General features: G+C 57.3%; 18 protein-coding genes. 4 read left to right on the forward strand and 14 right to left on the reverse strand.

All coding sequences use genetic code 11. From position 1 onward, the window contains the following. The first annotated feature begins 102 nt into the window (after positions 1 to 102). Positions 103 to 1,032, forward strand: coding sequence for an aminotransferase class I/II-fold pyridoxal phosphate-dependent enzyme (locus F758_RS0122625; RefSeq protein ID WP_283805874.1), 930 nt, complete (start codon positions 103 to 105; stop codon positions 1,030 to 1,032). A 517-nt stretch (positions 1,033 to 1,549) separates the two neighbouring features. Here the strand turns inward: F758_RS0122625 and F758_RS0122630 are convergent. From F758_RS0122630 to aepX, 7 genes are all read right to left on the reverse strand, one after another. Next, the gene (locus F758_RS0122630) at positions 1,550 to 2,692 is read right to left on the reverse strand and encodes an aminotransferase-like domain-containing protein (RefSeq protein ID WP_198026544.1); all 1,143 of its coding nucleotides are present in this window, start codon (positions 2,690 to 2,692) and stop codon (positions 1,550 to 1,552) included. A gap of 304 nt (positions 2,693 to 2,996) precedes the next feature. After that, a complete protein-coding gene (locus F758_RS0122635) occupies positions 2,997 to 3,614 on the reverse strand; it encodes a CDP-alcohol phosphatidyltransferase family protein (protein ID WP_024510012.1) in 618 nt (205 codons plus the stop codon). A 26-nt stretch (positions 3,615 to 3,640) separates the two neighbouring features. Then, a complete protein-coding gene (locus F758_RS0122640) occupies positions 3,641 to 4,420 on the reverse strand; it encodes a phosphocholine cytidylyltransferase family protein (protein ID WP_024510013.1) in 780 nt (259 codons plus the stop codon). Positions 4,421 to 4,856: 436 nt separating this feature from the next. After that, positions 4,857 to 5,225, reverse strand: a complete 369-nt coding sequence (locus tag F758_RS0122645) for a sugar phosphate nucleotidyltransferase (protein WP_024510014.1) — start codon at positions 5,223 to 5,225, stop codon at positions 4,857 to 4,859. Positions 5,226 to 5,246: 21 nt separating this feature from the next. Further along, complete coding sequence (locus F758_RS0122650; RefSeq protein ID WP_024510015.1) at positions 5,247 to 6,455, reverse strand: pyridoxal phosphate-dependent aminotransferase; 1,209 nt, start codon at positions 6,453 to 6,455, stop codon at positions 5,247 to 5,249. 1,057 nt (positions 6,456 to 7,512) lie between these two features. Then, a complete protein-coding gene (locus F758_RS0122655; protein ID WP_024510016.1) occupies positions 7,513 to 8,298 on the reverse strand; it encodes a phosphocholine cytidylyltransferase family protein in 786 nt (261 codons plus the stop codon). 285 nt (positions 8,299 to 8,583) lie between these two features. Continuing rightward, entirely contained in the window at positions 8,584 to 9,510 is a 927-nt protein-coding gene (gene aepX / locus F758_RS0122660; RefSeq protein WP_084305587.1) for a phosphoenolpyruvate mutase, read from the reverse strand. Positions 9,511 to 9,881: 371 nt separating this feature from the next. On the opposite strand from aepX, the gene F758_RS51955 reads away from it, so the two are divergent. The 3 genes from F758_RS51955 (at position 9,882) to F758_RS0122680 (ending at position 14,012) form a co-directional block, all read left to right on the forward strand. After that, positions 9,882 to 10,193, forward strand: coding sequence for a hypothetical protein (locus F758_RS51955; protein WP_245286555.1), 312 nt, complete (start codon positions 9,882 to 9,884; stop codon positions 10,191 to 10,193). A gap of 1,506 nt (positions 10,194 to 11,699) precedes the next feature. Beyond that, entirely contained in the window at positions 11,700 to 12,425 is a 726-nt protein-coding gene (locus F758_RS0122675; RefSeq protein WP_024510020.1) for a helix-turn-helix transcriptional regulator, read from the forward strand. Between the two features lie 531 nt (positions 12,426 to 12,956). After that, on the forward strand, positions 12,957 to 14,012 hold the full coding sequence (locus F758_RS0122680) for a cytochrome-c peroxidase (protein WP_084305597.1): 1,056 nt from the start codon (positions 12,957 to 12,959) through the stop codon (positions 14,010 to 14,012). 1,645 nt (positions 14,013 to 15,657) lie between these two features. On the opposite strand, the gene F758_RS0122690 is transcribed toward F758_RS0122680, so the two are convergent. The 7 genes from F758_RS0122690 to F758_RS0122725 form a co-directional block, all read right to left on the reverse strand. After that, a complete protein-coding gene (locus F758_RS0122690) occupies positions 15,658 to 16,392 on the reverse strand; it encodes an outer membrane protein (protein ID WP_024510023.1) in 735 nt (244 codons plus the stop codon). Between the two features lie 2,673 nt (positions 16,393 to 19,065). Further along, positions 19,066 to 19,416 carry a hypothetical protein gene (locus F758_RS44365; protein ID WP_035722769.1) on the reverse strand — a complete coding sequence of 117 codons (351 nt, stop codon included), beginning with the start codon at positions 19,414 to 19,416 and terminating at the stop codon, positions 19,066 to 19,068. Positions 19,417 to 20,176: 760 nt separating this feature from the next. Beyond that, a complete protein-coding gene (locus F758_RS0122705; protein WP_024510024.1) occupies positions 20,177 to 20,608 on the reverse strand; it encodes a hypothetical protein in 432 nt (143 codons plus the stop codon). A gap of 175 nt (positions 20,609 to 20,783) precedes the next feature. Then, positions 20,784 to 21,806, reverse strand: coding sequence for an LLM class flavin-dependent oxidoreductase (locus tag F758_RS0122710; RefSeq protein ID WP_024510025.1), 1,023 nt, complete (start codon positions 21,804 to 21,806; stop codon positions 20,784 to 20,786). 117 nt (positions 21,807 to 21,923) lie between these two features. Continuing rightward, positions 21,924 to 23,042: a histidinol-phosphate transaminase gene (gene hisC, locus F758_RS0122715; protein ID WP_024510026.1), complete on the reverse strand. Its 1,119-nt coding sequence runs from the start codon at positions 23,040 to 23,042 to the stop codon at positions 21,924 to 21,926. Positions 23,043 to 23,286: 244 nt separating this feature from the next. Further along, a complete protein-coding gene (locus F758_RS0122720) occupies positions 23,287 to 24,303 on the reverse strand; it encodes a hypothetical protein (RefSeq protein ID WP_024510027.1) in 1,017 nt (338 codons plus the stop codon). 573 nt (positions 24,304 to 24,876) lie between these two features. Further along, complete coding sequence (locus tag F758_RS0122725) at positions 24,877 to 25,863, reverse strand: branched-chain amino acid ABC transporter substrate-binding protein (RefSeq protein WP_245286556.1); 987 nt, start codon at positions 25,861 to 25,863, stop codon at positions 24,877 to 24,879. Positions 25,864 to 26,104: the final 241 nt, after the last annotated feature.

The raw sequence follows: 26,104 nt of genomic DNA on the forward strand, positions 1-26,104 counted from the left end.
CTGGGTGTATCGCTTCGCGGCATCGCCAGCAGGTCCGATCTGGCTGGCTTATTGCGAGCCGCGACGCCGATCGGATCGAACCGCGACCGGGCCGCTGCAAGGATGTGGCTGGCGCCTCGGTACCCGGAACTTGGAGACGAGCGGCGCGTGATCGTCACGAACGGGACACAGAGCGCGCTCCTTCTCTTCCTCAGGATACATGCGCCCATCGGTAGCGTCATTCTCGCTGAGCACCTGAGCTACGGCGTCTTGTCCAACCTCGCGCGAGCCGCGGGTGTGAGGGTCCGCGGTGTTCCGCTTGACAGTGAAGGCATGATCCCGGACGAATTTGAGCGCCTTTGCCGAGAATCATCTCCGGTTGCGCTCTACTGCAATCCGACCGTCCACAATCCTACGACATCGACTCTTCCCGCCGAACGACGTGTCGCGATCGCAGCAATCGCCCGGAGATTCGGGGTAAAGATCTTCGAAGACGAACCGTTGGGGCTGCTTCATCCCGACGCTCCGTCGCCGATCGCAGCCCTCGTCCCAGAAGCGAGCTGGTACACAATGGGAATGACAAAGTGCTTGGCGCAAGGCATCCGCGTCGCCTTTTGCGTCATTCCCAAAGGCATCGACATTCCTATGGAGCTGGGGGATGTGGGCCGGCTTTCGTATTGGTTGCCGTCTCCCCTGTCGCTGGCCCTGGTCACCGAAATGATCGAGAACGGTCTGGCACAGACCATTCTCGGCGAGATCAGCCGCGAATGCCAGCGGCGGCAGGAACTCGCCTGCGATCTTCTCCGCAATTTCCCGATATTATGCCCGCCGAGGTCGATGCATCTGTGGTTACAGCTCCCGGCGCGCGCGACCGAAGAGCAGATCGTCCCCAAGCTCGCATCCCAAGGGGTATTGGTGCGCGGATCGGCTCAGTTCATCACCGAGGTGCAGGGCAAGGGAGTGAACGCGCTTCGCCTCTCGCTGAGCAGCCCTAGCTCGCTCGAATTAGTTTACAAGGGACTCAAGCTGATTGCCACTCTCATATCCTTTTAGCACCCGCGTTGACCGCGAGCACCTGGTGAGGTTGCACGATCAAGCTCGATGCCTTTTTGGGAATGGCCACGTCCAATTGCGTTATGCTACGTAGGCCAGCCAGTGACGACGAACGTCGCTACATAGCCATGCGTTGAGCTTGCGAACTTTGGTGGCACCGGTTCGACTGGACTTGCGCTCCTAGACTAACTCCTCGCAGGTGACGTTTGCCAAGTTATCAATCCATAGATAATATACGTCTGTTATCTAGGTCAATTACTAGCGTTGGTAGTTGATCGGACGAAATTGTTGCATCACGCCATAGGATGGCAGGACTTGCGGGTAAGCCCTAAAGTCTCGAAGACGCCCTCTTAGGGGTAGGCCGGCTGGCAAGCAGTCACATCAGAGCGTTCAAAGCGATGTTAGGACCGGCGGCGGCAGCAGCGAGAACAGAGTGCAAAAGCAAGCAACTTCCGGCTTGACATCATGGCCAGAAAAGCATCCGTCTAGAATCGTTCAAGCCTGCAGGGCGTGCACACTATTGGCTGAAGGTCACTCGTTTGCCGAGTCCGGACTTAGTATCGCCATAGAGCTCTCGATTTGCCCCGTTTAGTTTGGAGATCGCCGGCACGGCATTGGTCTCGTTAGCAAGAAGTCGCGCCAGGTGCTCTAAGCCTACGACCAGTTCCTGGTGAGTGTTTGGGCTCGTCAGAGCAACGCGCACCGCAGCAGGGATTGTTAATCGCTGGTCTGCTGGCGAAGCAGCAAAAATCTCAGCTGGCCGCACCTTTACACCCATTCGATCAGCTGCCGCCGTGAAGGACAATGCCGTTCCGAATTTTTCTACTGGAAGCCAGCTATGAAGGCCGCCAGCCTCGCTTCTGATCCCGTGCTTGCCTAGAATACTGACCGCGATCTGCCGCCGAATGTCTGCCTCGGTTCGGATTGCTCTGGCGACCCTTTGAATCTCGCCTGATTCGATCAGGGTAGTTGCAGCCTCAGCCGCGAGACCAGATGGGAACCAGAATGAATGGTTGGCTGCTGACGCGACGAGACGGTCTCGCTGGACTGCGTCGGGCGCTACAAGATAGGCGACCTTTAGGCCAAGGGCCACGCATTTGGACAGACTTTGAATGTACCAGACGACGTCAGGACCAATTGCGGCTAACGGACGAGGGCTCAAACCATGAAGTGCTCCTAGAACGTCATCCTCTATGATTACCACATTGTGGCGGCGGGCAATCGACACCAAAATTGCTCGTCTATCTTCGGGCATGACCGCGGTCGTAGGATTCTGAATGGTGGGGTTGCAGAAGATGGCTTTTGCGCGAGTGCGTCCAATTGCATGCTCAAGGTCACTTGGCAGTAGCCCAAGCTCATCGATTCGGACCGGCTCGATAGATATACCGAACCGCCGCGCTAATGGCTTGAGAACGGGATAAGTCAGCGCTTCTGTCAGCAGTACCGAGTTGGCACCAAGAACCTCATAGAAAATGAGGCCCAGCAAACTTTGAGTGCCGTTCCCAACTATCAAGCGGTCTTGCTCGATTCCGCTGTTTAGTCGTCTGGAAACCCATCGTGCTCCGGCAATTTGATCACGCTCATTCCCCCCGACGCGGTTATGGCGCACCATTTGACCAAGCTTGTTGGACGCAATCATTGTCGACAAGACCAGTCGCATACTCGCCTCCAGCTCAGGTGGGACTGGTGGGATCGCCCTCGTGAGGTCTACCATTTTGCTGGCTCCAGCGATGTTGCCAATCAATAGCGCTTGTCGTTACCGCGAGTGCCAAACTTCGCGCGAGCCGTGGGGCCGCGTGTCTACTCGCGCGGGGGAGTCGTCGTGTTGGTCTTTTCGATTCCTTCTTCAAAGGTCCGGTAATAGTTGCCTAGCCCGCCTCCAGGGACGAAAGCGAGGTTAGGCGATCTTTTCCAAGCGCCGCACCACGGAACACTTCCCTCGCTACAATCATGGCTGTACCTGCCTACGGGCTGCTGAAAAAGGAACGACCGGCTAAAGCCGCCGATGATGCTGCGCTGAAGATGCTGATTGCCAAATATGTTGCCGCGTTCGGCGATGGCACACGAATGGATGATACGTGAGCGACAGCAAGCAGTAAGAAGCAGATATTTGCAACACTCTCAAATCCTTGAGCAGGGATGAGTGGTTGGAGAAGGAATAAGAAGGCCAGTAGCGGCACATCGTATGACAGGGGCACGCCTAAGAAGCGCCCATCTACCGACCGGCCAAAATTCGCAAAGTAGCTAAGCCTAACAGCCCCCGCCACGAGTAAGGCGGTTGCGGTCACCAGGGCAAGAAGGGAGGCGTGACTCAACTGGATCACAATTGCTGAGGGTAAGACTGCTCCATAGATGATGTCGCCGAACCCGTCGAGGCTCTTTCCCATTTTCGCAACATCTGCGTCACGGTCCTTCATGCGAGCTGCCACGATCCCATCGAGGTGATCTGACAAGACAGCCCAGAGCGCCACTGCCACCGCCAGCTCAAGGTGCTCGGAGAGAGCGAGGAACAGGCTGACGGAAGAGCAAAGAAGACCTCCAGTAGTTATGGCGTTCGCCGGATCCCAAAGGTATTTTAGCACTGGACACCTCCACTTTGGTCGGGAGTTTATACGGCAGTGTCGAGAGCGCTTGTGAAAATGCGTTCGGCGATGCGCAGATCATCAGTACTATCGATTTCGTACCACCTGAGCTCGTCGCATCGCGCGGCTGCGAGCTGTAGGCCACGCCTTTCTATGAGATAGACAAGAAGCTCCTCTGTGTAGGCCTGCGTAGCTCCCGACCCAATCATATCGTCCAGCGCTGGAACGATCGTTGTCCTGAGGGTCGACGCTGAGAATCGCAGCAGATTCATTGTCTTGAAAAGTCTTGGGTCATTTGCGACAAGGTTTGCTGCGGTTTGCTTCATGCGAAAAGTCGAGATGAAGCCACTATCCGAGAATAGGACTGCCGACCCCTCCATCAGCTCATCGAAGCGAGCCACAGCAGCCACATCGGACGCCTGGTTAGCTATCAGGTAACACAATGCATTCGCCTCGAAGAAAACATCGCCCTCGAGAAGAAAGCAGTCTCCGGAAAGAAGCGCGTCGCGCGCCAGCCACAGGGAATAGGCGCTTCCGGTGCGCTCGAAGACGGACGACTCGACATAGTTTATTTCGAGCGCGCCGAAGCGGGTGCCGCAGGCATATTGAACGGCGTCCTTGCGGTAGCCGACAACGATAGTCACCTCTTCCACGCCGTCGGCTTCCAGATTGCGCAGAGCGTTGTAAAGGATCGGAGTGCCGTTGACCTCCACCAGCGGCTTCGGGCACAGATCGGTTAGGGGACGCAGGCGGGAGCCGATGCCGGCCGCGAGAATGACAGCTTTCTTGGGAGCATCGCCAGGCATGTCGTTCCTGTTCATTGTTGGGGCACCGCGTCTTCATTCCGAGCATTGAGGATATCGACCAGCCGCCTCAGGCTGAGTTCGAATTTCGGGTGGAAGTCCGTAGGAGAGACGAGCGAGTACGGGGTCCCGAAGGTACTGCTGGATAGCCGGCTTCGGCATGCGCGTCTTGTCGCCAGCTCTCGTTAAGGCACCGCTTACTAAAGTGGGTGGCAGCTGATGGGCTACAAGAGCAGCGAGGTTGTCGAGTGCGTCGTTCGGCTTGCCAGCACTTCGATTGACGCCTTTGGCCGGGTACTCAGTCAGATGCCACAGGCACGAGGCGATACCCGCTGCAAGGATGATGGCCTGGCTTGGAACATCGGACATGATGTTAACTGTATTCAATTACGGGCATTAGTTGACCCCAAGATTCAGCTCCACGTGTTCAGAGCTGCGGTTAGACCGTAAGCCTTTGTCGAGCAATTCGAGATCGGTGCCGTGGAGAGGCGGATACCGGCGGGTCCCCAAAGGCTCTGCCCGAGACTTTTGCGACGCCCGCATCCATCAGTAGTGCCTTAGCGACCTCATCCGCCGTGAATTCTCGGCCATTGAAGCGCGCATCGCAGGACTGTTCGACGGAGTCCTTGCGATAACCCACGACAATGGTGGCCTCGCGAATTCCGAGCTCAGAGAGCTGATGCAGCGCGTTATGGAGTATCGGGATTCCGCTCACCTTCACGAGCGGCTTCGGAATGGTTTCGGCGTATGGGCGCAGTCTTGAACCCATTCCCGCGGCCAGGATCACGGACTGTGTGGCGTTGTCCATTTTCAGATCTCCCAGCAAGAGTTAGGCCGCTACCTGCCTGCTCTTGAGGCCGTTCAGGGTGTTGACTACGCGCGTCAGTCCTAACTCCAGGAGGTCTGGTGGAGCACCGAATGAGAATCGCAGGCCGTTTGGGTCGCCGAAGACATCGCCGGCGACGCAGGCAACATTGCTCTCCTCTAGGAGTAGTTGTGCAATAGCCTCTCCCGATCGAAATGGGCTCCGAGCAGGCAGAACGGAGATAAGTCGACTGAGGTCGAGATAGAGGAAAAACGAACCCTTTGCGCCCGGCGCGGCTACATCCTGCAGACCGGACAGGATGAAAAGACCGGTGTTGCGAGCCATCGCAAGGCGCTGATGCATTCTCCTTTCAAAGCTACCATCGCCGTTTTGAAGATGGTGCAGGATCGCGTGCTGCGCGATCACGTTGGCATTGGATGTCGTATGGCTCTGCAGCTTCTTGGCCGCGGAGACGATCTCAGGTGGGGCTGCGAAATAGCCCAACCGCCAACCGGTAATCGCCAGCTCTTTGGAGAAAGCGTTGACCAGGATCGTTCGGGAACGTACGCCCGGATGCGCCTGCGTGATCGACTCGTGACCACCGCCAGTGAACACGAAGCTGGAGTAGCATTCGTCAGACACGATCCAGAGCTGGTAGTTTATTGCGAGATCACCAATAGCCTGCAGTGTCGTTCGATCATAAACCGCGCCGGTGGGATTGTTGGGCGAGTTGACAATAATGGCTTTCGTCTGCGGTGTAACCGCGGCGCGGATTGCGCCGATATCGGGAATGTACGTCGGTGGGCGGGCATCAACGAACACAGGTTTGGCACCGGCCATGAAAACCTGGGCCGGGAATGTCGGCCAGCAGGGGCGAATAATAACGACTTCATCGCCTGGATTGAGGACGGCCAGGGCAGCGTCGAGCAATCCCTGCTTTGCCCCCGTAGTGATAACAATGTCGTCCGTGTTCCAGCCGGTGCCTGTTTCTGTCGACAGCTTCGCAGCGATGGCCTCACGAAGCTGCGGCAAACCGATTGAATCCGTATAGCGGTTCACTCCGGCTCTAATCGCGGCCATCGCTCCGTCGCGCACCGATGATGGTGGCTTGGTGATGACTTCGCCGGCCGCCAGATCGATGATCCGGCGGCCGGCGGCCGCGGCTGCGTTGGCGACCTGACGGGCCGCTGCAGTGCCTGGGCTCGAAAGCAAAGACATCCGTTGCGCCAACATGTGCGCTCCTCGCGAACTAATTGTCGAGCTTGTGAGGTGGCTCGAGTCGTTTCGGCGCCGGTACGACCTTATTGAGGGCAATGCGGCCCAGAGCACCCGGGAGATGGAATCATAGCATTTCCGCAGGCGACGCGTCGGCTCGTCGATCGCGCCGTTGGTGAGACCAGACTGCAGTTAATCTTGCATGCGCGACACCTGCAGGTGAGGTTGGACTAACTCGGCGTTCGCTTGAGTGACAGTTTCCGTTATTTAGATCAATTACTAGCGTTGGTAGTTGACTGCAGCCCAAGTGGGCTGCCTACCCATAGCGTCCACGTAGAAACCACGGCTGGATTGACGGAAACTAATCGTCAGCCTGCCAACGCGACGTTGCATCAAGCTTGACCTTGCAGTCGCCTGCGCGTTGTGGACGCCGCGACGAGCACTAAGCCTTGAGGGGTACTAACCATAGTAGAGAACGTCGGCTGGCAACAGAGATCGGACACGAGTTGGATGTGGGGTTGTGCACCTTCAGAGCTGGTCTCAAGTAGCTCGGAGACGTTCTTAGGTTAATGGTGGCCTGTTTTATCGAACTGGAAACCCGGTCCGACGCGTCGCCATTGCGACATGGCCTGAGCGTCATTCTGCTTCGAGGTCATATCAGACACTACGACCCTTGCGTGAACCCTGCCTGTTAGACGCACCGTACTGAAGATTAGATAGGTACGGTTGCGTCATGTCGACGCGACAATTAGGTGAGCGGGAAGGAGGCCATGCGCTTCGGATCCAGGTGACGCCGGCCGCCCGCTCCCAGTTTCGGTGCAATCGAGCAATGGGTCCGGAGTTGCGAGGCCAGACCGTCCCAAACTGGGCAACGTGCAGTTATATAAGCCTGCGCCCCGCTCGCATCAGGCTACCGCGGCTCTGCTGTCTGACATGATTCCGTTGAGTGTAAGTTGTTGTTGAACCGCTTGCTTGTAGCTGAGCGGCTCTTGTTATCTGATCTTATCTGGATCTGCCCTCAGTGCGTCCGTCAGATAAGGAATTCTAACACTGGACCTTGCACTTAGCCTGAAGCTCATCGGGCAGGACCGAAGGCGCGCGCTCCGGTAAAAATCCGCTCCGCCGTGCGCAGATCGTCGATGCTGTCGATTTCATACCATCTGAGATCGTCGCAACGAGCCGCTGCGAGCTTTAGGCCACGCGTTTCCACTAAGTAGGCAAGAAGCTCCTCGGTGTACGCCCGCCTGGCTCCAGAAGCGATGATATCGTCCAGCGCTGGGACGATTGTCTCCTTAAGGGTCGACGCCGAGAGGCGTAACAGGTTCATCGTCTTGAATAGCCTTGGACCATCCAGGACAAGGTTCGCGGCGGTTTGCTTCATGCGGAAGGCCGAGATGAAGCCGCTATCCGACAACAGAACTGCGGACCCTTCCATCAGGTCGTTGAAGGGAGCGACCGCAACCATATCGGTCGCCTCTCCCAGCAGCAGGTAGCGCAACGCATCCGCCTCGAAAAAAACATCGCCCTCGAGAAGAAAGCAGTCGCCGGAAAGAAGTGCGTCGCGCGCCAGCCACAAAGAATATGCGCTGCCGGTACTGTCAAAGACCAACGACTCCACATATTTGATTTTGACATCCCCAAAGCGGCTGCCGCAGGCATATTGAATAGCGTCTTTCCGGTAACCGACGACGATCGTCGCCTCTTCGACCCCGACCGCTTGTAGATTACGAAGAGCGTTGTGAAGGATCGGAGTGCCGTTGACCTCCACGAGAGGCTTGGGCCGCAGATCGGTCAGCGGACGCAGGCGGGAACCCAAGCCAGCAGCGAGAATGACGGCCTTCCTGGTAGCATTGGCACGCATTTCATTGCCTTTCGTCGTCACGGTCTAAGTCGCCGTCATGTTTTTCGGAGTTGTGGAGTATGGGGGCTACGGCCGTCTGGATAACCGAACGAAAGAACGTAAAATGGCGCAATGTACAAGAGCGTCAGTAATAGCCGTCGCGCCATTGTGTGATATCTCCAGTGTCAGGAAGAGAACTAATGCGTCAATCGACATTGCCGAGGAGCGTGTGTCGATGGGCCGATTGTTGCGTGGCAGGACTTCGTCAAAAACGACTACGGTGAGTGAGAGGGCTGGTGGGATAGATCAGGGGAGGTGGAGATATCTGGCTTCTGCATGGGCGAGTTCGTCGTACCTCAACAATTCGAAGACCTCGTCAAGTGTCGCGATGTTTGGCTCAACGCCAGCAACGCCTTCCTCGGAAGCTATTCGGTCGCAAACATGCCGCATTGCCGCTATTGCGGCTCGCATGGAGTGGTTGGCCCAGATCACTGTGGAGATGCCGGCGTCACGGTATGCAGAGACTGGTGTTCGATAGTATTTCGTTGGAACGATCACGACAGGCAGGCAATTGTGCCAGGCACTCGCGAAAGAGAGGATCTCCTCCGCGGTGCTCTTGCGCGAGTGAATGAGGATCGCGTCGGCGCCCGCCGCGGCGTAAGCGCTGGCGCGTAGAATGGCTTCCTCCATTCCATAGCCGGCTATCAGGGCTTCGATCCGGGCGACCAGGACCAAGTCGTGCGCAACTGTGTCTTTCACCGCCCGCAGTCGGCCTGAGAACTCGTCGATATCGGCTAGGGAATGCCGATCGCCAACAAACGAGTTCATCTTCGGAAAACAGCTGTCTTCCAGCGCAATTCCGGCAGCGCCACGCTGATGGAGTTTGCGTGCCAGCAGGCGCGCATTGTTGAAATTACCGAAACCGCCATCGCCGTCAACGAGCACAGGCAATTCTGTCGAGTCCACTATGCGCTCGACCACGTCGACGAGTTGGGTCCAGGATGCTTCGTTGGCATCGCGGTAGCCGAGAGAGCTGGCAATAGACAGCCCCGACGCCCAGAGGCCTTTGAAGCCGGCGCGCTTGGCAATCGCGCCGGACAGCGCGTCGTGAGCTTCCATCAGGAAGGAGACGTCACTCGTGGAACAGATCTCATCGCGCAGTATTTGTGAAAGTGAGGGGCTTGCACATCGCTCAGGGACATTGGCGACAGCGGATTTCGGTTGATGTTGCATGCCGACTCCTTGCAGGTGCGTTTGACCTGTCGGGCGTTCGGCGCGTGCTTAGTCCAGTTCTCGATGACCAAGTCGCTCGGGCAATCCCGCAGCTCAATCGGCAGGTGACATGTTTCTGTCATCTTGATCAATCGCCAGCGTTGGTAGTTGACCGCGGCGCAATGCCTTTGTCTCTCTATGAAAGGACGCTGGAGTAGCTGATAGACTGTCAGCAATCGCAAGATATTTGACCGTTTGTTGGCAGAAAAGCAAATCGCGCAGGCGTTCGACAGCCAGCGAATCTCATCGGCCCGCGACGTCTGTGGTGCCGACCAAGGAACTGCACCAACGGCGTCACCTGCATCTATGTCATCCACGATCAGGTGGAGACGATGACGCGTTCCGATCGGGTGGCGGTCATGCTGGATGGCGAGCTCATCCAGGTCGCATCGCGACTGGAGATCTATACCGATCGTCATGATCGGCAGGTTGCGGAATTCGTCGGCTCCCCGAAGATCAACATGATCGGCGTGAACGCGCGCGACGGCGGGCTCGTCGAAATCGGAGGGCAGGTTGTGCCGCTTGAACTTGCTATGCGCTCGCCGGGCCCGGCGTGGTGCTCTTGCTTACGTTGGTCATTCTCCCCGTCGGCGGCGTGCTGTTCATCGCCTTCACCGACTGGCAATTTGGTGCAAAGACCCTGAGCCGCTTCCTTAGAGCTCCGTTCGATCGATTGTTTCAGGGAGCGCGCCGAGTCCTCGATCGAGGCAAGCCGCTTGAGCAACGCATCAGCTCAACGCGCACGTGACATGCCTCTGCTATCCGGATCAATTGCTAGCCTTGGTAGTTGCGCGGTGCAGCAAATTGCTGCATACCAGGATAAGGGGACCGGGGCTAAGGGCGGAAAGCCACAGGTAGTGTGTGGCGTTGGTGAAGGAAGTTCAACAACGAACGCGTTGGAGACCCGGCACAGTCCCATTAATCCGCCTGACGCGCTGTTCGACATCGATAATGCGAAGCATCGCGGCGCATCGAGCAGGCATGTTTGCGCTGCGGGGACCGGCGAGGCGACTTACGTTCGTGTCGCGCCTGACCAAGTTGAGGCGAGCAAGACCTGATCCGGGTAAGTCGCGCTTCTGATCGACTTCATGCGATGTCGTGCGTGCTGCAAACGACGGTGTCGCCTTTCTGACGTATGTCGAAATTGCGTCGATGCTTCATGCGGGGCAATCCTGCCCGATGTTCTCAAGCTCTTGTCCTCACGCCTGATTTCGCGGGCCCCGCAACTGGTACGGGACTTGCTGTTCTCATTCCAGGTTCTCGGACCTAGCGGAGTGTCGCATGCAGGCGATGTTGTGTATCAAGCACGCTTTTGTGCATGGCTGCGCACGACCCGTGGCCAACGGCTCCGCTCACAGGAGGACCGCGCACCATCAACTCCTACGATCTCTTCGTGCCGTGAGGCGTGTCGCGCGTGGGCGACCAGTGCGGGGGCGAGCTCACCATCCCCATGTTGGCTCCTGCGGACGCCGCCAAGCCCTTGCGAAATGCATCTACCGTTGCCGCCGCACCCGTCGTGCGGTTCTCGAATCGAGTCTTCGTGAGCGTGGGAACACTTCCGGCCGGCTCAGTGCCGAGGACGGCAATTCCCAAGATCGGTGACGAATATGTGGAGGCCGAAGCATGAATGTCGAATCTTCACTGTGTGTCGAGGACAAGCTGTTTGATTTCAGTTATCTCGTCGTTCGCGGTCCTCGACGTGTCAGGGTGCCTGCGCACAACAACGTCGCCGCAGCCACCATCTCTGGCGAAAGCCGGGCTCGTCTGCTGCCGCGAGCCAAGGGGCAGGCGCGAGCTAGACGTCACCCACGACGGCTGCATCGAAAGCCGCATGTAGCGCAAGTTTGGCGAGCCATTTTGTCGCAAGATGAAGCAATTGCTCGACGCTCGTGGCGTACTGTTCGAGTGGCGGTAGCCGCTGCTCCGGCGCTGCATGCTCGGCGCGGCATCTCGGTTCGGTTCACGCGTCCCTTTAGGCACCAGCTGGCGCATGTCAAGAATTTCGCAACCGGTTACTGCCGTTGAGCGAGAGTGTTCAGGCTGCATGACGAGTAGAGCCGAAGGCCTAGGTGAGCGGAATGGAGCGAGAAGTAGACGCTCAATCGAACGCCGCGGTACCGGCGTTTTCGACCGGCCCCGAGAAGGGCCACATGGACCTTTTCAGCTTCGTCGAATGCGCGTCGCGTACGCAATCAATTAAAGCGCTGTTCGACCTCCTTGTGAGCTGCGCGAGCGAGGAGGGCTTCAGTGAAGTCGCGTATGGAGCACTCACGTTTGCGGAGGCGCTTCGTTTACCGGAGTATCTACCGCCCGCACTGACCGTAAATTTCCCGCCTGAGTGGTGCCACCGCTATTTTGAACGCAAGTATCGTGTGATCGATCCGGTGGTCCGGCGGACGCCAATGGTTTCGGCGCCTTTTCTATGGGATGAACTCGCTAAGCAATGCCAATTGCAACCTGCCGAGCAGCGCGTACTAGACGAGGCCAGAGAAGCAGGTCTCAAGCATGGCATGAGCGTGCCATTGTTCGGGCCTCTCGGCAGAGTATCTGTCGTATCTTTTGCATCCCCGTTCGATGATGTCGATCCTCAAGATCGTATGAGGCATCTTAGCGCACTGGCTTGGCAATTTCACCACGCGTTTGCTGAGATCGCGCGGCCGAAAGAGAGTAGCCAGGATAGAAGCACGACCCTATCCGAGCGCGAAAAAGACTGCCTGCGCTGGGTCGCAGAGGGAAAATCGTCCTGGGAAATTGGCAAGATACTGAACGTCAGCGAAAACACTGTAAACTTTCATATGAAGAACGCGAGCCGAAAGCTCGGCGCCGCGAACCGCATGCATGCCGTCGTCAAGGCGATTCGTCTCAACCTCATTTGAAGCCTCCGCGGCGCCGGCTCTGCGGCGTGCTGGCTGGGAATTCGATGAGTTGCCGCAGGCTGCCCCGTAATACGTCACGCCGAATAAATGCTTGAATCTGACGCTGCGTCAGGTTGTAGCCTTCAAAACGGGACCAAACCGACGCAAGGCCTCGTCTCTGAAAGAGGAAAGCAAGCGCGAGCAGAGGACGCATCATTGCAATTTGTGTGGCGGAGAACGAGATGCCTTTAGACAAGACGCCGTTTGCGCGATTTCGGAACATTCGACCAGAGGGCTGCGGCCACCCCCATTGGGTAACCCTACCCAAGGCATGATGCATCTCCATGGACGCAGCTCAGGAGCTTTGAGGCTTCCGGGATGCGATACGTACTGCACCTCAAGATCGAACCACATATGATCCAGCTGACGCTCTAGTTGTCCGGTGGAGCGTAATTCCGGGCGCAACGCGCGCGAGCGGCCTTTCGTGTTTGTCACTTCTTGATCCATCAGCGAGAACTTGTGCCGATGAGAGCTATCGTGAAGAAGTTTGCAATGCCGGAGCGTCCCCTTGTGCGCAAGTTATGCTTGGCGTCAGCCGTGATATTGATGTCATCACAGGCTAACGCAGATGATGATTTGATGAACGTTGCTAGGCAGCTTTTCAAGCCGATTCCTTCAGTCGTGCCTGCCGTGAAGGACAACCCCATCACCCACGAGAAGATTGAACTCGGGAAGATGCTTTTCTTCGATCCACGGCTGTCTGCCAGCGAGATCATAAGCTGCAACAGCTGCCATAATCTTAGCACGGGCGGCGTCGATGCAGGGCCGACCTCCGTAGGTCACGGTTGGCAGCAGGGGCCACGTCGAGCACCGACCGTCTACAACGCGGTGTTCAATGTGGCACAATTTTGGGATGGGCGGGCCGCAGACCTCAAGGCGCAAGCCAAAGGGCCGGTGCAGGCGAGTGTCGAAATGAACGCGACACCGGATCATGTGATCAAAACGCTGAACTCGATGACAGACTACGTCTTTATGTTCCAGAAGGCGTTCCCGAACGAGGCGTCGCCAGTCACGTTCGACAACGTCGCCAAGAGCATTGAGGCATTTGAAGCGACCCTGATTACGCCTGCTGCTCCCTTTGATCAGTACCTCGAAGGCGATGTGAACGCTCTCGACGACCAGCAGAAGGCTGGATTGAAGCTATTCATCGAAAAAGGGTGCTCGTCCTGCCACAATGGAATCAATGTCGGTGGACAGGATTATTTCCCGTTCGGTGCAAGCGAAAGGCCGAGCACAGCCCTGCTTCCGACTGCCGACAAGGGCCGTTTCGCAGTTACAAAAGCGCCCACCGACGAATATGTGTTTCGCGCCGCACCGTTGCGCAATGTCGCCTTGCGAGCTCCGTATTTCCATTCAGGCCAGGTGTGGAGCCTTAAGCAGGCCGTTGCCGTGATGGCCCAAACGCAGCTCGGGGCAAAACTCAGCGATAAGGAAGTGGACGATATTGTCGCGTTCCTAGAGTCTCTGACCGGACAACTCCCTAAGATCGAATACCCGATATTGCCAACGCGTACGGATGCGACTCCGTACCCGTCCCTTGCCAAATAGGTGGAGCGTGACGTCCCTCATTGTGGCTTGGCAAGTGTTGAAGGACCGCAATCTCGGCGATAATGCGGATTAGAAAAGCGATCCTGGAGTTGCGACCATTAAGTTCGGGAGTTGAAGAGTGCGCCCTGAACACAACGCGCCTGGCTGGAATGCCCGCGAAAGCCCGAGAGCGGCGAGAGTTGAACCGGACTGTCGCTCCGGCGCCTCCGTGGTCGTTGCGTAGTGGTATGTGCCGGCATCGTGGCAGGCCCGCCATTCTCGTTTCGTGCGTCTTCGATTGGTGGTGGTCAGCTTGAACATGTCTAACTGGAAGCGTTCGGCTAGGGTTCTTACCCCAAGCAAACGCCTTCCCACGCGAGGTGGTACGTCGCATTGCGCGCTAGACGCATAGCTCGAAGGAAGGGCCGAGCACCGGGGCCGTTCTTCACCGCTTCGCCGCGAAGAACTCACTTTCAAAGACGAGGCCGAACCCATAATTGATCTGCGGAGCACATGCTTGAAATCTTGGCGGATGCATTCGGCGATCATCGCACCACCAGCCGTAGGAGAGTTGCATGGCGGGCCTGCAGCAGTAAGTCGTTGCACCAGAATTCAACAGACCGGTTCCGCTCAAACCTGGGGTCCGATGCTGCGGGTTTGTGTGATTGTTGTCGAGCGAAAGGGCGGTGCTGATATTGAGCACCTGAAATAGGCTGAGCTGCCTTGGTTCTCGATGTCGAACACCGCCTGCTATCTCTGCTCGGTAGCTAATTTACATAGCGGCGGCGCCACCCAACGCGCCATGGGAGCCTTTGGGGCGTAACGCCGGGGACATCCCAAGCAATTGTCGCTCGAGCCCGCGTAATTAACGCCGGAATAGTAGCCGCTTCGATCGTATTGGCCGGCCGCTAGGGGCGGTCAGTGCCGTGCTGCTTTGGAGCCGGACAGCGCGATCTGCGCGTAAATGCCCAGCGCCCCGCGCTCAAAGCGGCACGGTGCGCAGTCACGAGGAATGGGTTCTTCATTGTCAGTGTCCATCCCTTTGAGGCTAGGGCAAGCCATCATTCTTAACAACCTCGTCGATAATTGCGGTCGCTCCTGCCATCGGAGAGACGGCTCTGCCGTTGCGCCGGGTGTCGGCTTGCGAACACGATCAAAGCGAAACAAGCCTGAATGGGGCGTGGCGCGTGAATGTGATTACTTAAAGGGCGCTCTTGGAACGAGAATTAGTTGCGCCTTTAAGCAAGCCGAGTAGGCAACAGAAGCGATGGTTCAACTGACTTCGGGGACGGGAAAGTTGGCTGCCCGGTGGTTGAAATCAGGCGCGAAGTGGAAGGATGAACAAAGTCGATTGGCTATGGAGGGAGTGATACAGCGCTGCACGGTCCTCCGCGGAGACCGCATTAATCTGAAGCTCCGCTACAAGTGTTCTTCGATCGGCTCGCGAGCGGGCAAACAGGTCAGCAAGAACGCCGGGAGAGAAGGCTCGACCCTCTAATCGTCGCACTCGGCTCCATTTGGCTCGCGGGCCAATTGGCCTGCGTAGCACCCAAACGTAGCTTGGCAGAAACGAAACGGCAAGCAAGGGGCGATTGCGTGGCAGATGAACAGCCAAAAAAGCCCCGGCCGAAGCCGGGGCTTTCGATCCGCCGTTCGAACGTAAAGATCAATATTTCAGAACAACCGGGCTGAACCTATAGTTCAGCCGCGCGGTCACGAGATCGAAATCCTGGCTGATGCGGTCGGACGTAGACACACCACCAGAGGTGAAGGTCACGTTACCGGCCGGCATGAAGAGGTGATCGTACTCAACGCCGAGCGACCAGTTCGGGGCAAATCCGAATTCGAAGCCAGCGCCGACAGCGGCACCCCAACGGGTATTGTTGGTGCTCGCCAGCTGCGCGCCAGTGAGGGCGGAATTAATCTGAAACGTGTTGCCTGTAACGGCAGCACCGCCCTTCGCGTAGACGAGTATATTGTTGACGGCGTAGCCGATCTGTCCGGTGATCAACCCAAACGCATCAGTCTTGCTATGATTGATGTCGGCTGGGAAAGCGATGCTGAGATTGGATCCGCTGAAATCAGCCCAGTTTCCCTGGCCTTCGACGCCGAACACCACCGGGCCCGACTGCCAGCGATAACCGATCTGACTACCGATGGTCGCACCTGATGCGTCATGGGAGCCTTCGGGCGTGACGCCACCGAAATCCCAGGAGCTCCGGCCCCAACCCCAACCGCCGTTCACACCAAGATAGAAGCCGCTCCAGTCATAAAGTGCGGAGGCGACCGGTGCCGGCGGTGCCTTGGTGTAGACGGGTTGCGGAGCAAGATCCGCGGCGAATGCGGGCAATCCTGCGCCAAGCGCGACAATGCTCGCAGTGACAAACAACAACTTCTTCATTTCGACCTTTACTCACTGTCTAGCGCCCCAGCGCCAAGCCTCTCTTAACAGCGTCACCGCGAATTTCTGTAACTGCAGCGCAACATTCACGTCGAAAGAAATGATTGAACCTCACGCGGCGTTAGGTTGTGGAGTTGGCAAGGCGACGAAACGTAAACGACTGTCGCGTGTCGGATCCGACCCCGCGCATGTCTGTAACAGAGCAACGCGATGCTCAAATGGACGTGCACTGATAAAGGCGTCTCTTGGAGCAAGGCTGACGATGAAAGTCCGCGAATGCCTTTAGCTGATACATTTCTGTCTGTAGGCAAGCAGGCCATCTCCTCGAGTGCCGCCCGATCGAGCTGCCCCTCCAATCCATCACGAGCGCGTCTTTACGGAGCCCTGATGGAACGGCCGCTCGAGCACGAGGTCCGGCCTGGTCCGCTCCAGGACGGACAATGGTTCGTCACTGATGGATTGCGAGCGGGCGATCGGGGCATAATCGGAGGCTCTCAAAAGTTCGGCCCTGGCGATAACGTTGCTAGCATGGGCCGAAGAAACCGATCCAACGGATAGCGGACGATGATAAGCCTAGATGTAGCGAGCCCGGAGCATCTCCTGTTACGGCCCACCTTCTCCGTGTCTCGCGCGGTCGCGGGGCGGTATCCGGGGCCGCGACACCGAAGTTGAAGACGTCGTTGCAACCGCGCTTGCGCGAAACGTTCGTGCTCTGGTTGGAAGCAACCACTATGGCAATGCCGGCGCTGATTGCGTCAACCGCACAGAAGGGGGCGCGTCGGGCTAGATCTGATGTTGATTCTTTACGGGGCGGAGCACCGTTTGCCTCGCGGCAATCGATGGCCACGATGACGCGATCACCGCGATGCCTTCAGCGGCTTAGGGGAGCTGGGCTGCGTCAACTGTCCGGTCGCCAAGCTGAAACCGGCTGACGAGGGGATGATCAATCTCCGCTCGCCGCATTTCTTGAGCCACACTCGTTGGGAGCATCGCGGCCGGTTATCGCTCAGGCGGCAAGGCAACTCGTGTGGCGCTGCGAAGCCGAGCGTTGCCCCGCGACCGGAAGTCGTGCTCGCAGGTAGGGGCGAGCCACACACCTTCAGGATTAAAGGCGGAGCTATCCAAACAGGGCAGTGAGGACCGCTACGCCTGCGCTTGATTGTTGATTAGCCGACATCGGGGGAGGGGCAACATGCAGCCCCTAGTTCGACTCACCTGGTATCCCTATGTCTGGCACCCCGCGTGGCGAGCACGATCGCAAGTGCCGTGTGGTAGAAGCATCAATCATGCCGGGCAAACAGTCCGTGTCGTCTGTCGCAATCTTAGCGTCCCGAGCCGCCTTTGCTTCTATCAATTCGGCATATTTTCTGCGGCAGGCATCCTCCAGCTTTGCAAGCGCACTTCTCTTCTGAGCATATACCGCCTCCATCTGTCGAAGCTCCGCTTCGATTTGTGAAATCCTGTCCATGATGTGCCTTCTTAGGGGTGGATGCACGGCTATGCCGCACAAATGTTCATCTGGGCCGGAACCGGCAACCATGCTTGTTGGCTCGGAGCCTCCCGCAGCTTGGAATCCGGAGGGCATCGATTCACGGCTGGGTTGATCGTTTCGCAAAGTCCTGAATATGATCTAGCCGTCACGGAGAGCTCATTGCGCCTCGTTGCCGTGCCAGCGAGCATTTGGGGTCGGAAGCCAAATCGGTCACCACGATACACCGGAGCCCGGCAACGCCGAGTGCTTCGATGAGCTCCGCATTGGCAGCGGGCGGGCTTAACACCTGAACGGCCCAGAGATGCTCATTGGCGTGGCCCCTATTGCTTATCGATGCAGTCTCCAATCCTTGTCCTCGCGCAAACAAGATGATCGTCAAGAACTATGTGCAGCGCCGCCCGAAGCTGAGGGGGCACCGAAGCATCACTGTCGATCAATTCCCGAAACGTCTGAATGATGTGATCGACCTTCGCAATCGATAAGTCCGCCGTTTGTCGCCGCAAAGTGATCCGTCTCCCTTTGGCCGGTGCTCGTCGGCATCCGTATTTCTCCGACGAACCTGGACTACTCTTTTATCCGAAGTCGGCCGAAGAGCCGTCTAACCTCGAACACGATTGTCGACTTTCGGCGTGTTCGGACCATTGGCCAACCGTCCCAGGGTAAGGAGCTGGGCCTCCTGACGCACCTACTAGATCTGATTGTGAATTCTGTGGCGTTGCTCATTCTTCGACAGCATTCTGTTGTTGACCGTGCCGCACTCCATCGATCTCTTCGGCCGCGTCAGATGAGATCCTAGAGCCAAGACTGGTCTGGCTTGTTGCATCTGATTTCTGCACCGCTCTGGTGGGACGGGAGCAACCGCTGGGAAAGGTACTCGATCGGGCAGCCTCTTGAAGTCGTGCCCGGCGGAAAGCCGTGTCGATCCAAGAATTGCTGAATCGCAGGATTCTCGCGAAGTTCCTCAACAAGAGGTCACCATCTTCATCTGCGTCCATCGCGAGTGTCAGTCTGGCTTTTGAAGTGAAAGGTGCAACGAGTGAAGTGAGAGGTGCAACGAGCCGAGCGCGGGAGGGAAACACGGCGATGAGCCTAAGGCGCGATCGTCGCGCCAAGAGACTGTGCCATGGTAGAACGCTCCAACCCCTATAGGAGTTCCAGACGAGCTCCGGACTTGCGCGGCGTCAATGCCGAAGGCGTGTCCAAATGAGTTGACGAACCTGTCGTTCTGCTTGCTCGAAGTTGCCGAGATTGAAATGCGTTCGCCGATACGCAGCAGCCCGCTCTGCTCGCGCGAGCATACCACAGGGTCTTTCGCGCGCGTACATCTCATCGCGAGCTTGTCGGACAGCCTCGCGTACGGCGCGCCGTAGTTCTCCTTTGATTCCGACGATTGTGGTTGCGGTCGGTCGAAAATCCGTCAGAAGCTGCAGGGCGCGCGCCTTGATCTCATCAAAATAAGGACTGATGCGCACTGATAGCTCTCCTCTAGCCTTGATCGCATGATATTTCAAAGCTTCGATAGCCAGGTTCATGGCATCGGTGTGGCGATGTCACCTTTGTGGAAAACGCGGGGAGACTTTCCATTATGTATATCCAGCACATGTCATGTGGCTGGCTCCGATGACAAAGCTGTACGGGTATCTGACGTGAGACCGGCACCACGGAAGGTTATGTGCACCTGTTAGATGGCCGGCGTGACGAGACCAAAAAAGGTGGATCTCACATCATTACGGGCCAGGACATATGTGGTGAGTAGGGTCAGTAGATTGGATGCATCCGACGACATTTGATCCGTTGCACATCGCACGTGTCGGATCCTGATTGCGGCGCGTCGGTCGATGGCGCAGAGCTAACGCTTTGGGATGGCGGCGGGTGTCGGGATCTGCCTAAGGGTCTGCCGATCAAGTCCGCAGAGGGATCCGCGTGCGCGTACATCGCGGAAGCCGTGACGTGCATTGACCACGCTGTCCGACTGCCGTTCGCAAGCCAGCGGCGGGCCGTGGCGTCCGAAGGCGAGAAAAGAAGCTGTTCGTCGCCGGCCTTGGATGCGATCGATGCCATTTGCTGACCAGAAACTTTCCGACTTGCGCTGGCAGCTGCGGTAGAAGCGCCTCGCCAGCATGGCGTAGCCGCTGACGTGGGTTGGCCGAGGCAAGGTGCTTGCGACCCCGATCTCTCTCTCTCTCTCTCTCTCTGTCCAGACTGGTATATTCAATACCTCTTTCGAATAGCAGCGAGGCCGCCACGAGCTGTGACGGCTTCGCTGTAGGATGTTCCGCCGATGCCGTGAGCTCAGTGGCCTTTCACCAGCCTCCACTTCCGAACCACCGCCTCGCTGACATCCGCAGCATTCTCAGCACAGGCAATGTCATCGACTTTCACCGAGATCTTCCTACCTACAAGCGTACTCAGCTCAGCCGCTGCGTCGCCGATCGTAGTTAGCTGAAACGTTTCCGGTCCTGTCTCGAGACCGCATAAGCCATTCGGGGAGGGCAGCTGACGCGGTTCTGAAGTGATCTGGTAAGCCACGATCTTCTTACCGCTCTTTCGGTCAAGTACCTGCAGCACATCGAGTTCTCCAGCTAGGGCGTCGCCGATATTGATCGGTTTGCCTGCCTTGAGCTGTGGACGCCCTATGTCCTCGGCCCGGACGGTACCGTAACGAAAGCTGACCAGCAGAATGGATGCGAGAGCCAATCCCGCGGCAAGTCGGTATCTTATCATTCGAAAGTGTTCCGAAGTGGTGGTTAGAGAGTGTGCGCTTGCGCGAGATCGCAGCAGGCCCTCGAATTCAAATCCCGCCGGCAAGCAGGATTCTGTGGGCCGGGCGTCAAAGCCAGACCCACGTGCATTGCGATGGCGGTGATCTCAAGAGATCGATAGGCGGGTAGTTCTCTGGCTAAGAAGTCATGATCTCGGATTGGATGGCGGCGGCGGTGTACAGAGAAGCATCTATTGACAGATTTCCGAATGCGATCTGGCACAGGAGATAATTGGTTCCCGCCTCCTCCATATGATTGCGAAGCGTCTGGCGCACAGATGATGGCGTTCCGACGACGCACAACTCACTTTCGAGTGCACCCTCGAAGCTCAGCGGCAGGTTAGGTGGGGTCGGGATAGCATTCAGCTCGTAGAGGAATTTAAAGCTTTCCAGCCATCGCTCGTAAGCGCTTGCGGCGAGCCAATAGGCATCTGCGTCAGAGCTTGCAATCACGATCATGCGCAGCAATCCAAGAAAGGGCTGTTCGTCGCTGGCTTTAGGATCGGAGTCTTGATGCGCGCGGAACGCATCAGTAATTTTTTGGACAGCGGAGGAGGGGCCAAGACATGCCAGATTTGCGCGCCTTGTTGCAGCCCAAGCTGCAGTCTCCGGTCGATTGGTAGCGACCCAAGTCGACGGATAAGGACGCTGATGGGGCCCTAGCGTCAAGGGAACCCCGTTCAATTCGAAATACTGACCTTTATAAGACAGTGTGCCCCCTTTCATCGCACTCATGAGGATTTCACAGGCTTCTTCGTAGCGGCCCGGCGCAACGTCCGCAGTAATCCCGAAGTAGCCCCATTCAATTGGAGCGGAGCCACGCCCGAGGCCCAGCTCGACCCTGCCGGCGCTCAAATGGTCGAGCATGCAAACCTCTTCGAATGCACGGAGCGGATGATAGAGATTGAGGAGCATCACCAGCGGGCCAAGGCGAAGTTGACGCGTGCGCTGTGCGACGCTCGAGAGAAACAAGTTCGGGGAAGGACCTCTGCCATGCGGCGTACAGTGGTGTTCTGCCATATGATAGGCATAGAAACCGAGCCGATCATATGCCTCAGCCAGTACGAGGCGGTTGGCATACTGTCGGGCGACATCGCCCCCGTCCTCGTCTAGATGATCAAAGATGCCGCAGGTTATCTTTGAAGGAAGCGCCTTGTTCACTCATTCATCTCCATTGTGGTTTCAAATTTGTGGGAGCTAAGCCTGGTCGTGGTTTTTGCCGGCCAGCAAACGATCAGTGGACGCGGATGCGTGTTTGGCTCCGTCGGGCTGTCTCTGCTAGCTGATGCTCGTCAGGCTGGGAGCAAGCGCAGCTGATTGTGCGATATCACTCACAGCTGCAAGGAAGGCGTCCATTTGCGCCCTTGTGCCGATGCTGATGCGGATCCGATTTTCAAGTCCCTTATCAGGAAAGAAGGCGACAAGTATCTTGCGGTCTTCCAGAGCTGCTTGCCACCATCTGCCGTCTTGACCGGCGGGCACGCGGGCGAGCAGGAAATTCGCGTGAGAGGGCGTGACAGCAAAGCCCAGGTGAGACAAGGCGGTCGCAACTCGCTCTCTTTCATCCCTAATGTGTCTGTGGTTCTCCTCGTAAGCCTCGCGATGCGCAAGAACGCTGAGACCGACCGCATGACCAATCACGTTCATGCTGAAAACGTTTTGGATGTTGCGAAGCCTTCCGATAAGCTCAGGATGGCCTAAGCCGAACCCGACGCGGATGCCTGCGGCAGCGTAGCTTTTCGAAAATGTCCTCAAAATGAGGAGATTCGGATATCGGCCGACAAGGCGAAGGCCATTATCAGGTGCAAAGTCAACATAGGCCTCGTCCAACACGACGAGACGGTCAGATTCTGCAACAAGATGTTCGATATCTTTGACTGGAACGAAGGTCCCCGTCGGGTTGTTCGGATTGGCTAGCAGAATGAACTTGGCATTTCTCGCCGGACCATGAAGCAGCTCCTCTGTGGGTAAGGACTCGACGTCCAGGCACCCGATTTCAAGGAACTGGGCCCCCTGCACCAGGGCAAGTTTGCGATTGAATGTGAAGCCTGGCGAGACCATTGCCGCGCTGTCACCCGGGGCAAGGAAGGCTCGGTAAACGAGCCCGAGAAGCTCAGATGATCCGTTGCCGGCAATCACGTGATCGGTCGGCACACCGTAAGCAGCCGCCGCTGCTTCCCTCAAGCCAAGATTGTCATCCTCGGGATACAGGTATTGTCGCTCGAGGGCCGCAATTGCACCTTGCCTCACTATATCCGGTAGTGGAAACGGATTCTCGTTCGTGTTTAGCTTCACATAACTTCCATCCGGGGCCGGTTGGCCGGGAGGCAGAGTATTTAACTGGCTCGCGACAGGAGCTAGGGAAGAAAGCACACTCCGAAGTTTTGCGTCCGACATCGTTTTCTCCCTTTGGTCGACTAGCGCTAGTTGCAGTGGCTTTGAGTGACCCGCCTCGGTTCCTTTCGGTGCTTACGGTGGGCGGAGAGGCACGTTCAATCAGCGAGCAACAAAGGCGTCGAGCAAATCTCCCTACTGCCGCACATTGAACCGCCTCACCGTAACGGCAAGAGCCGGGAAGGTCTGAAACAGAACGATCGATCCTTGAGCGAGTGTCGCTTGCGTCCGGGCTTAAACGGTCAATTTATGGGGTGCTTATCGCCGTATCTTGCGTCGGCGGTGATGCCATTCCTGCGTTCGTCCAGGCACCAAATATCGGCCCGGAGAGGTCGCGTCTCACGCTCCGCAGTACGGCTATCGCTTGGCCGCGACCGTGCCGATAGACCTTCACCAAAGATCGATCAGAGTTCGAGATGAAACGCAACGTACCCGTAAAGTGTCGGCTGCGCAGTGCCGCAACATTTATACGGCGGCAGATTGGGCAGCTCTTGAGCGCGTGGCTAATAACTGGATCGGCTGGAGTGCCAGTCGCGATCTCGGGCTCAGCTTTTTCAATGTAGTTGTCCAGCTCGTTTTGTTCGGAAAGGCTGATGGATCCGGAGTCAGCTTTTAAGGAAAGCTCATACATCCGGTCCATCTCTGCATCGCGCTGTTGCCGCTTTCGCAAGTCTTCTTCACGTTCGGCCAGCAATTGCTGCTGCCGCTGACGCAGCTCCTGAAGTCCTTCATCTTTGCCGCTGTCCGAGGATTGCTTAATCGCTTCAGCAAGCGAAACCTGGCTTGCCTTATAGCGTCTGTCGCTCTCTTGGCGCTGCATCATCTCCTGGCTCAGCCCAGGAGCAAGCTCAGCCATCTCGTTGACCTTTGCCTCGCTGACATATGTCTCGTTTCCGTGGGCATCGACGTATATCAAACTGGTGTAGATGGTCGACGTCTCCGCAGTCCACATCGGAGGGTACGGTCCGTCGACGAAGCCGAACACGGTATCGTTCAAGGTCCCGCCACCGACATAATAGTTGACCAAGGTCTGCCGGAACTCGAGCTGGTGCTGCCTGACCGATGTATTCGAGCTGCCGTGATCGATAACATCTTCGATAAACAGCACGCCCGGCGTGCCCGGGTGCGACTCGATGTATTTCTTTGCGTATTCGCGCCTACGATCCTGAGATTGCTTAGTTTGGGGCGCCGGGCCATAGACGTCGAGCAGAAAGGCAAGCGTCGCGTTGGCATCATTCGGCTCAGCGTCGCCAGTCGCGTCCAAGCTGGTCTTTGCCGCTGCACAATCGGGGTTTACTGACCTTAGATGGGACGGACGGTCTGCAGCGCGCGTCGAGGTGACACCTGGGCTTGGACCATCGAGTGGTTGGACGATCGCTGGATCTAGCTCTCTGGTGGACGTCAATTGTCGCGTATCGGCGTGAGCTTGGGCGAGTGCAATTGCACCGCAAGCTGCGAGTATCTTCCGCATCAAAGCGCTCCTCGTTCCGGCGTATCACTCAGCTGACGGTGCGAAGAGGGCGACGATCGCATCAGTTCAAGGGGACGAAGGCCGTAGCGACGCTCGCCGCCGCTCAAGCAAAACGCCAGGCAAGAGTAGCCCAGAGGCAGTACCGACCGATCTGTCTCAACGGGCGTAAGCAGATCCTCAGAATCCTCAGGATCGGAGTACAGGGCAGCGAGCACTGCCCGGAAGCAGATAAACGAGAGCCCCGCAATTGCTGTCGCGAAGAGGACAAACGCGACAAACGCGCCAGCGTCAACGCTACGACGACGTTTCACAATTCAACCCCTTCCTTGATATGCATGCCACGGTGTTCCGATGCGACGAGCTGCTCTATTCGGCAGGTTCGACAACATGGTCGTACCAGCGGTAAACCAAAAAGCCAGGCGCCTCGTTGTCTCCCTTGCGATCGAAATGAACCCTGCCGATAACTGTTTCGATTGGCTGATCCCGCAGCTTGGCTGCAACTTGAGGACCCTCGAAGGTGCCGGCCCGCTTGACGGCTTCCGCCCATGCCTGAACCGCGGCATAAGCATAGAGAGTGTAGCCTTTCGCAGACCGGTTGGAGCCTTCCAGCCTTGCCACTGCGTCCGCTGCCTGGGCGTTCTTGGTGGCATCAGGCATGAAGGTAAACAGAGTGCCATTTGCAGCGTCGCCGGCGATGCTCCAAAACTCGCCCGTCATCAGAGCGTCGTTCGCCATGACGGTGATGCCGGCGCCTGCTTCTGCAGCCTGACGAACAATCAATCCAATCTCGGTGTAATAGCCGCCGATATAAGCGAGCTTAATTCCTTCGTGCTTCATCCGTGAGACCACCGCTGTGTAGTCCTTTTCGCCCGCAACATAGCTCTCCCTCATCGCCGCCTTTACACCTGCTTGCTCAAGACGCGACGCAACGACGTCGGCAATTCCTTTGCCAGCGGTGCTCTTATCATCAAGGACGGCGATCTTCGTCTCTGGATAGTGTCGCAGAATGTAGTCGGCCGCTACAACGCCTTGTTGGTCGTCCCGGCCGCAGGTCCGAAACACATTCTTCAGACCACGCTCCGTCAGGCGAGGATTGGTCGACCCAGGTGAGATTTGGATAACAGCGGCTTCCGGAATCGACGAAGCCGAGCAAAAGTGGCCAACGACCAATTTGACCTGATCCATGGTCAACCGATTCGCAACTGCAACGGCCTGCTTGGGATCGCAAGCGTCATCGGCGACCCGCAGTACGATGTTTGTGCCGCCAAGTACGCCGGAGGTATTTAAGGCATCTACAGCCGCGGCAGCGCCATCGCGCATCTGGGCGCCGAGCGCAGCAGTGGTGCCGGTCATTGGCCCAGCGACGGCGATCGTAATGTCAGCCGCAGGTGCGACGGAAGTGGAAGCAGAAGCGACAAACGCGCAAGCTGAAAGTGCAAAGACTCGAGAGAATGACATTGGGAGTGTCTCATCCTGACGTTGTTGCGTCGATCTTGCATCTTCCTGCATGAAATCGCTTAAGGACTACCAGGGCGGTGTTCATGAGGGCGGCTGAGCCTACCGTTTGGAACGCGATTTCCATGCGGGGAGGGCG

The organism is Bradyrhizobium sp. ARR65 (assembly GCF_000472385.1).
Taxonomy (GTDB): domain Bacteria; phylum Pseudomonadota; class Alphaproteobacteria; order Rhizobiales; family Xanthobacteraceae; genus Bradyrhizobium.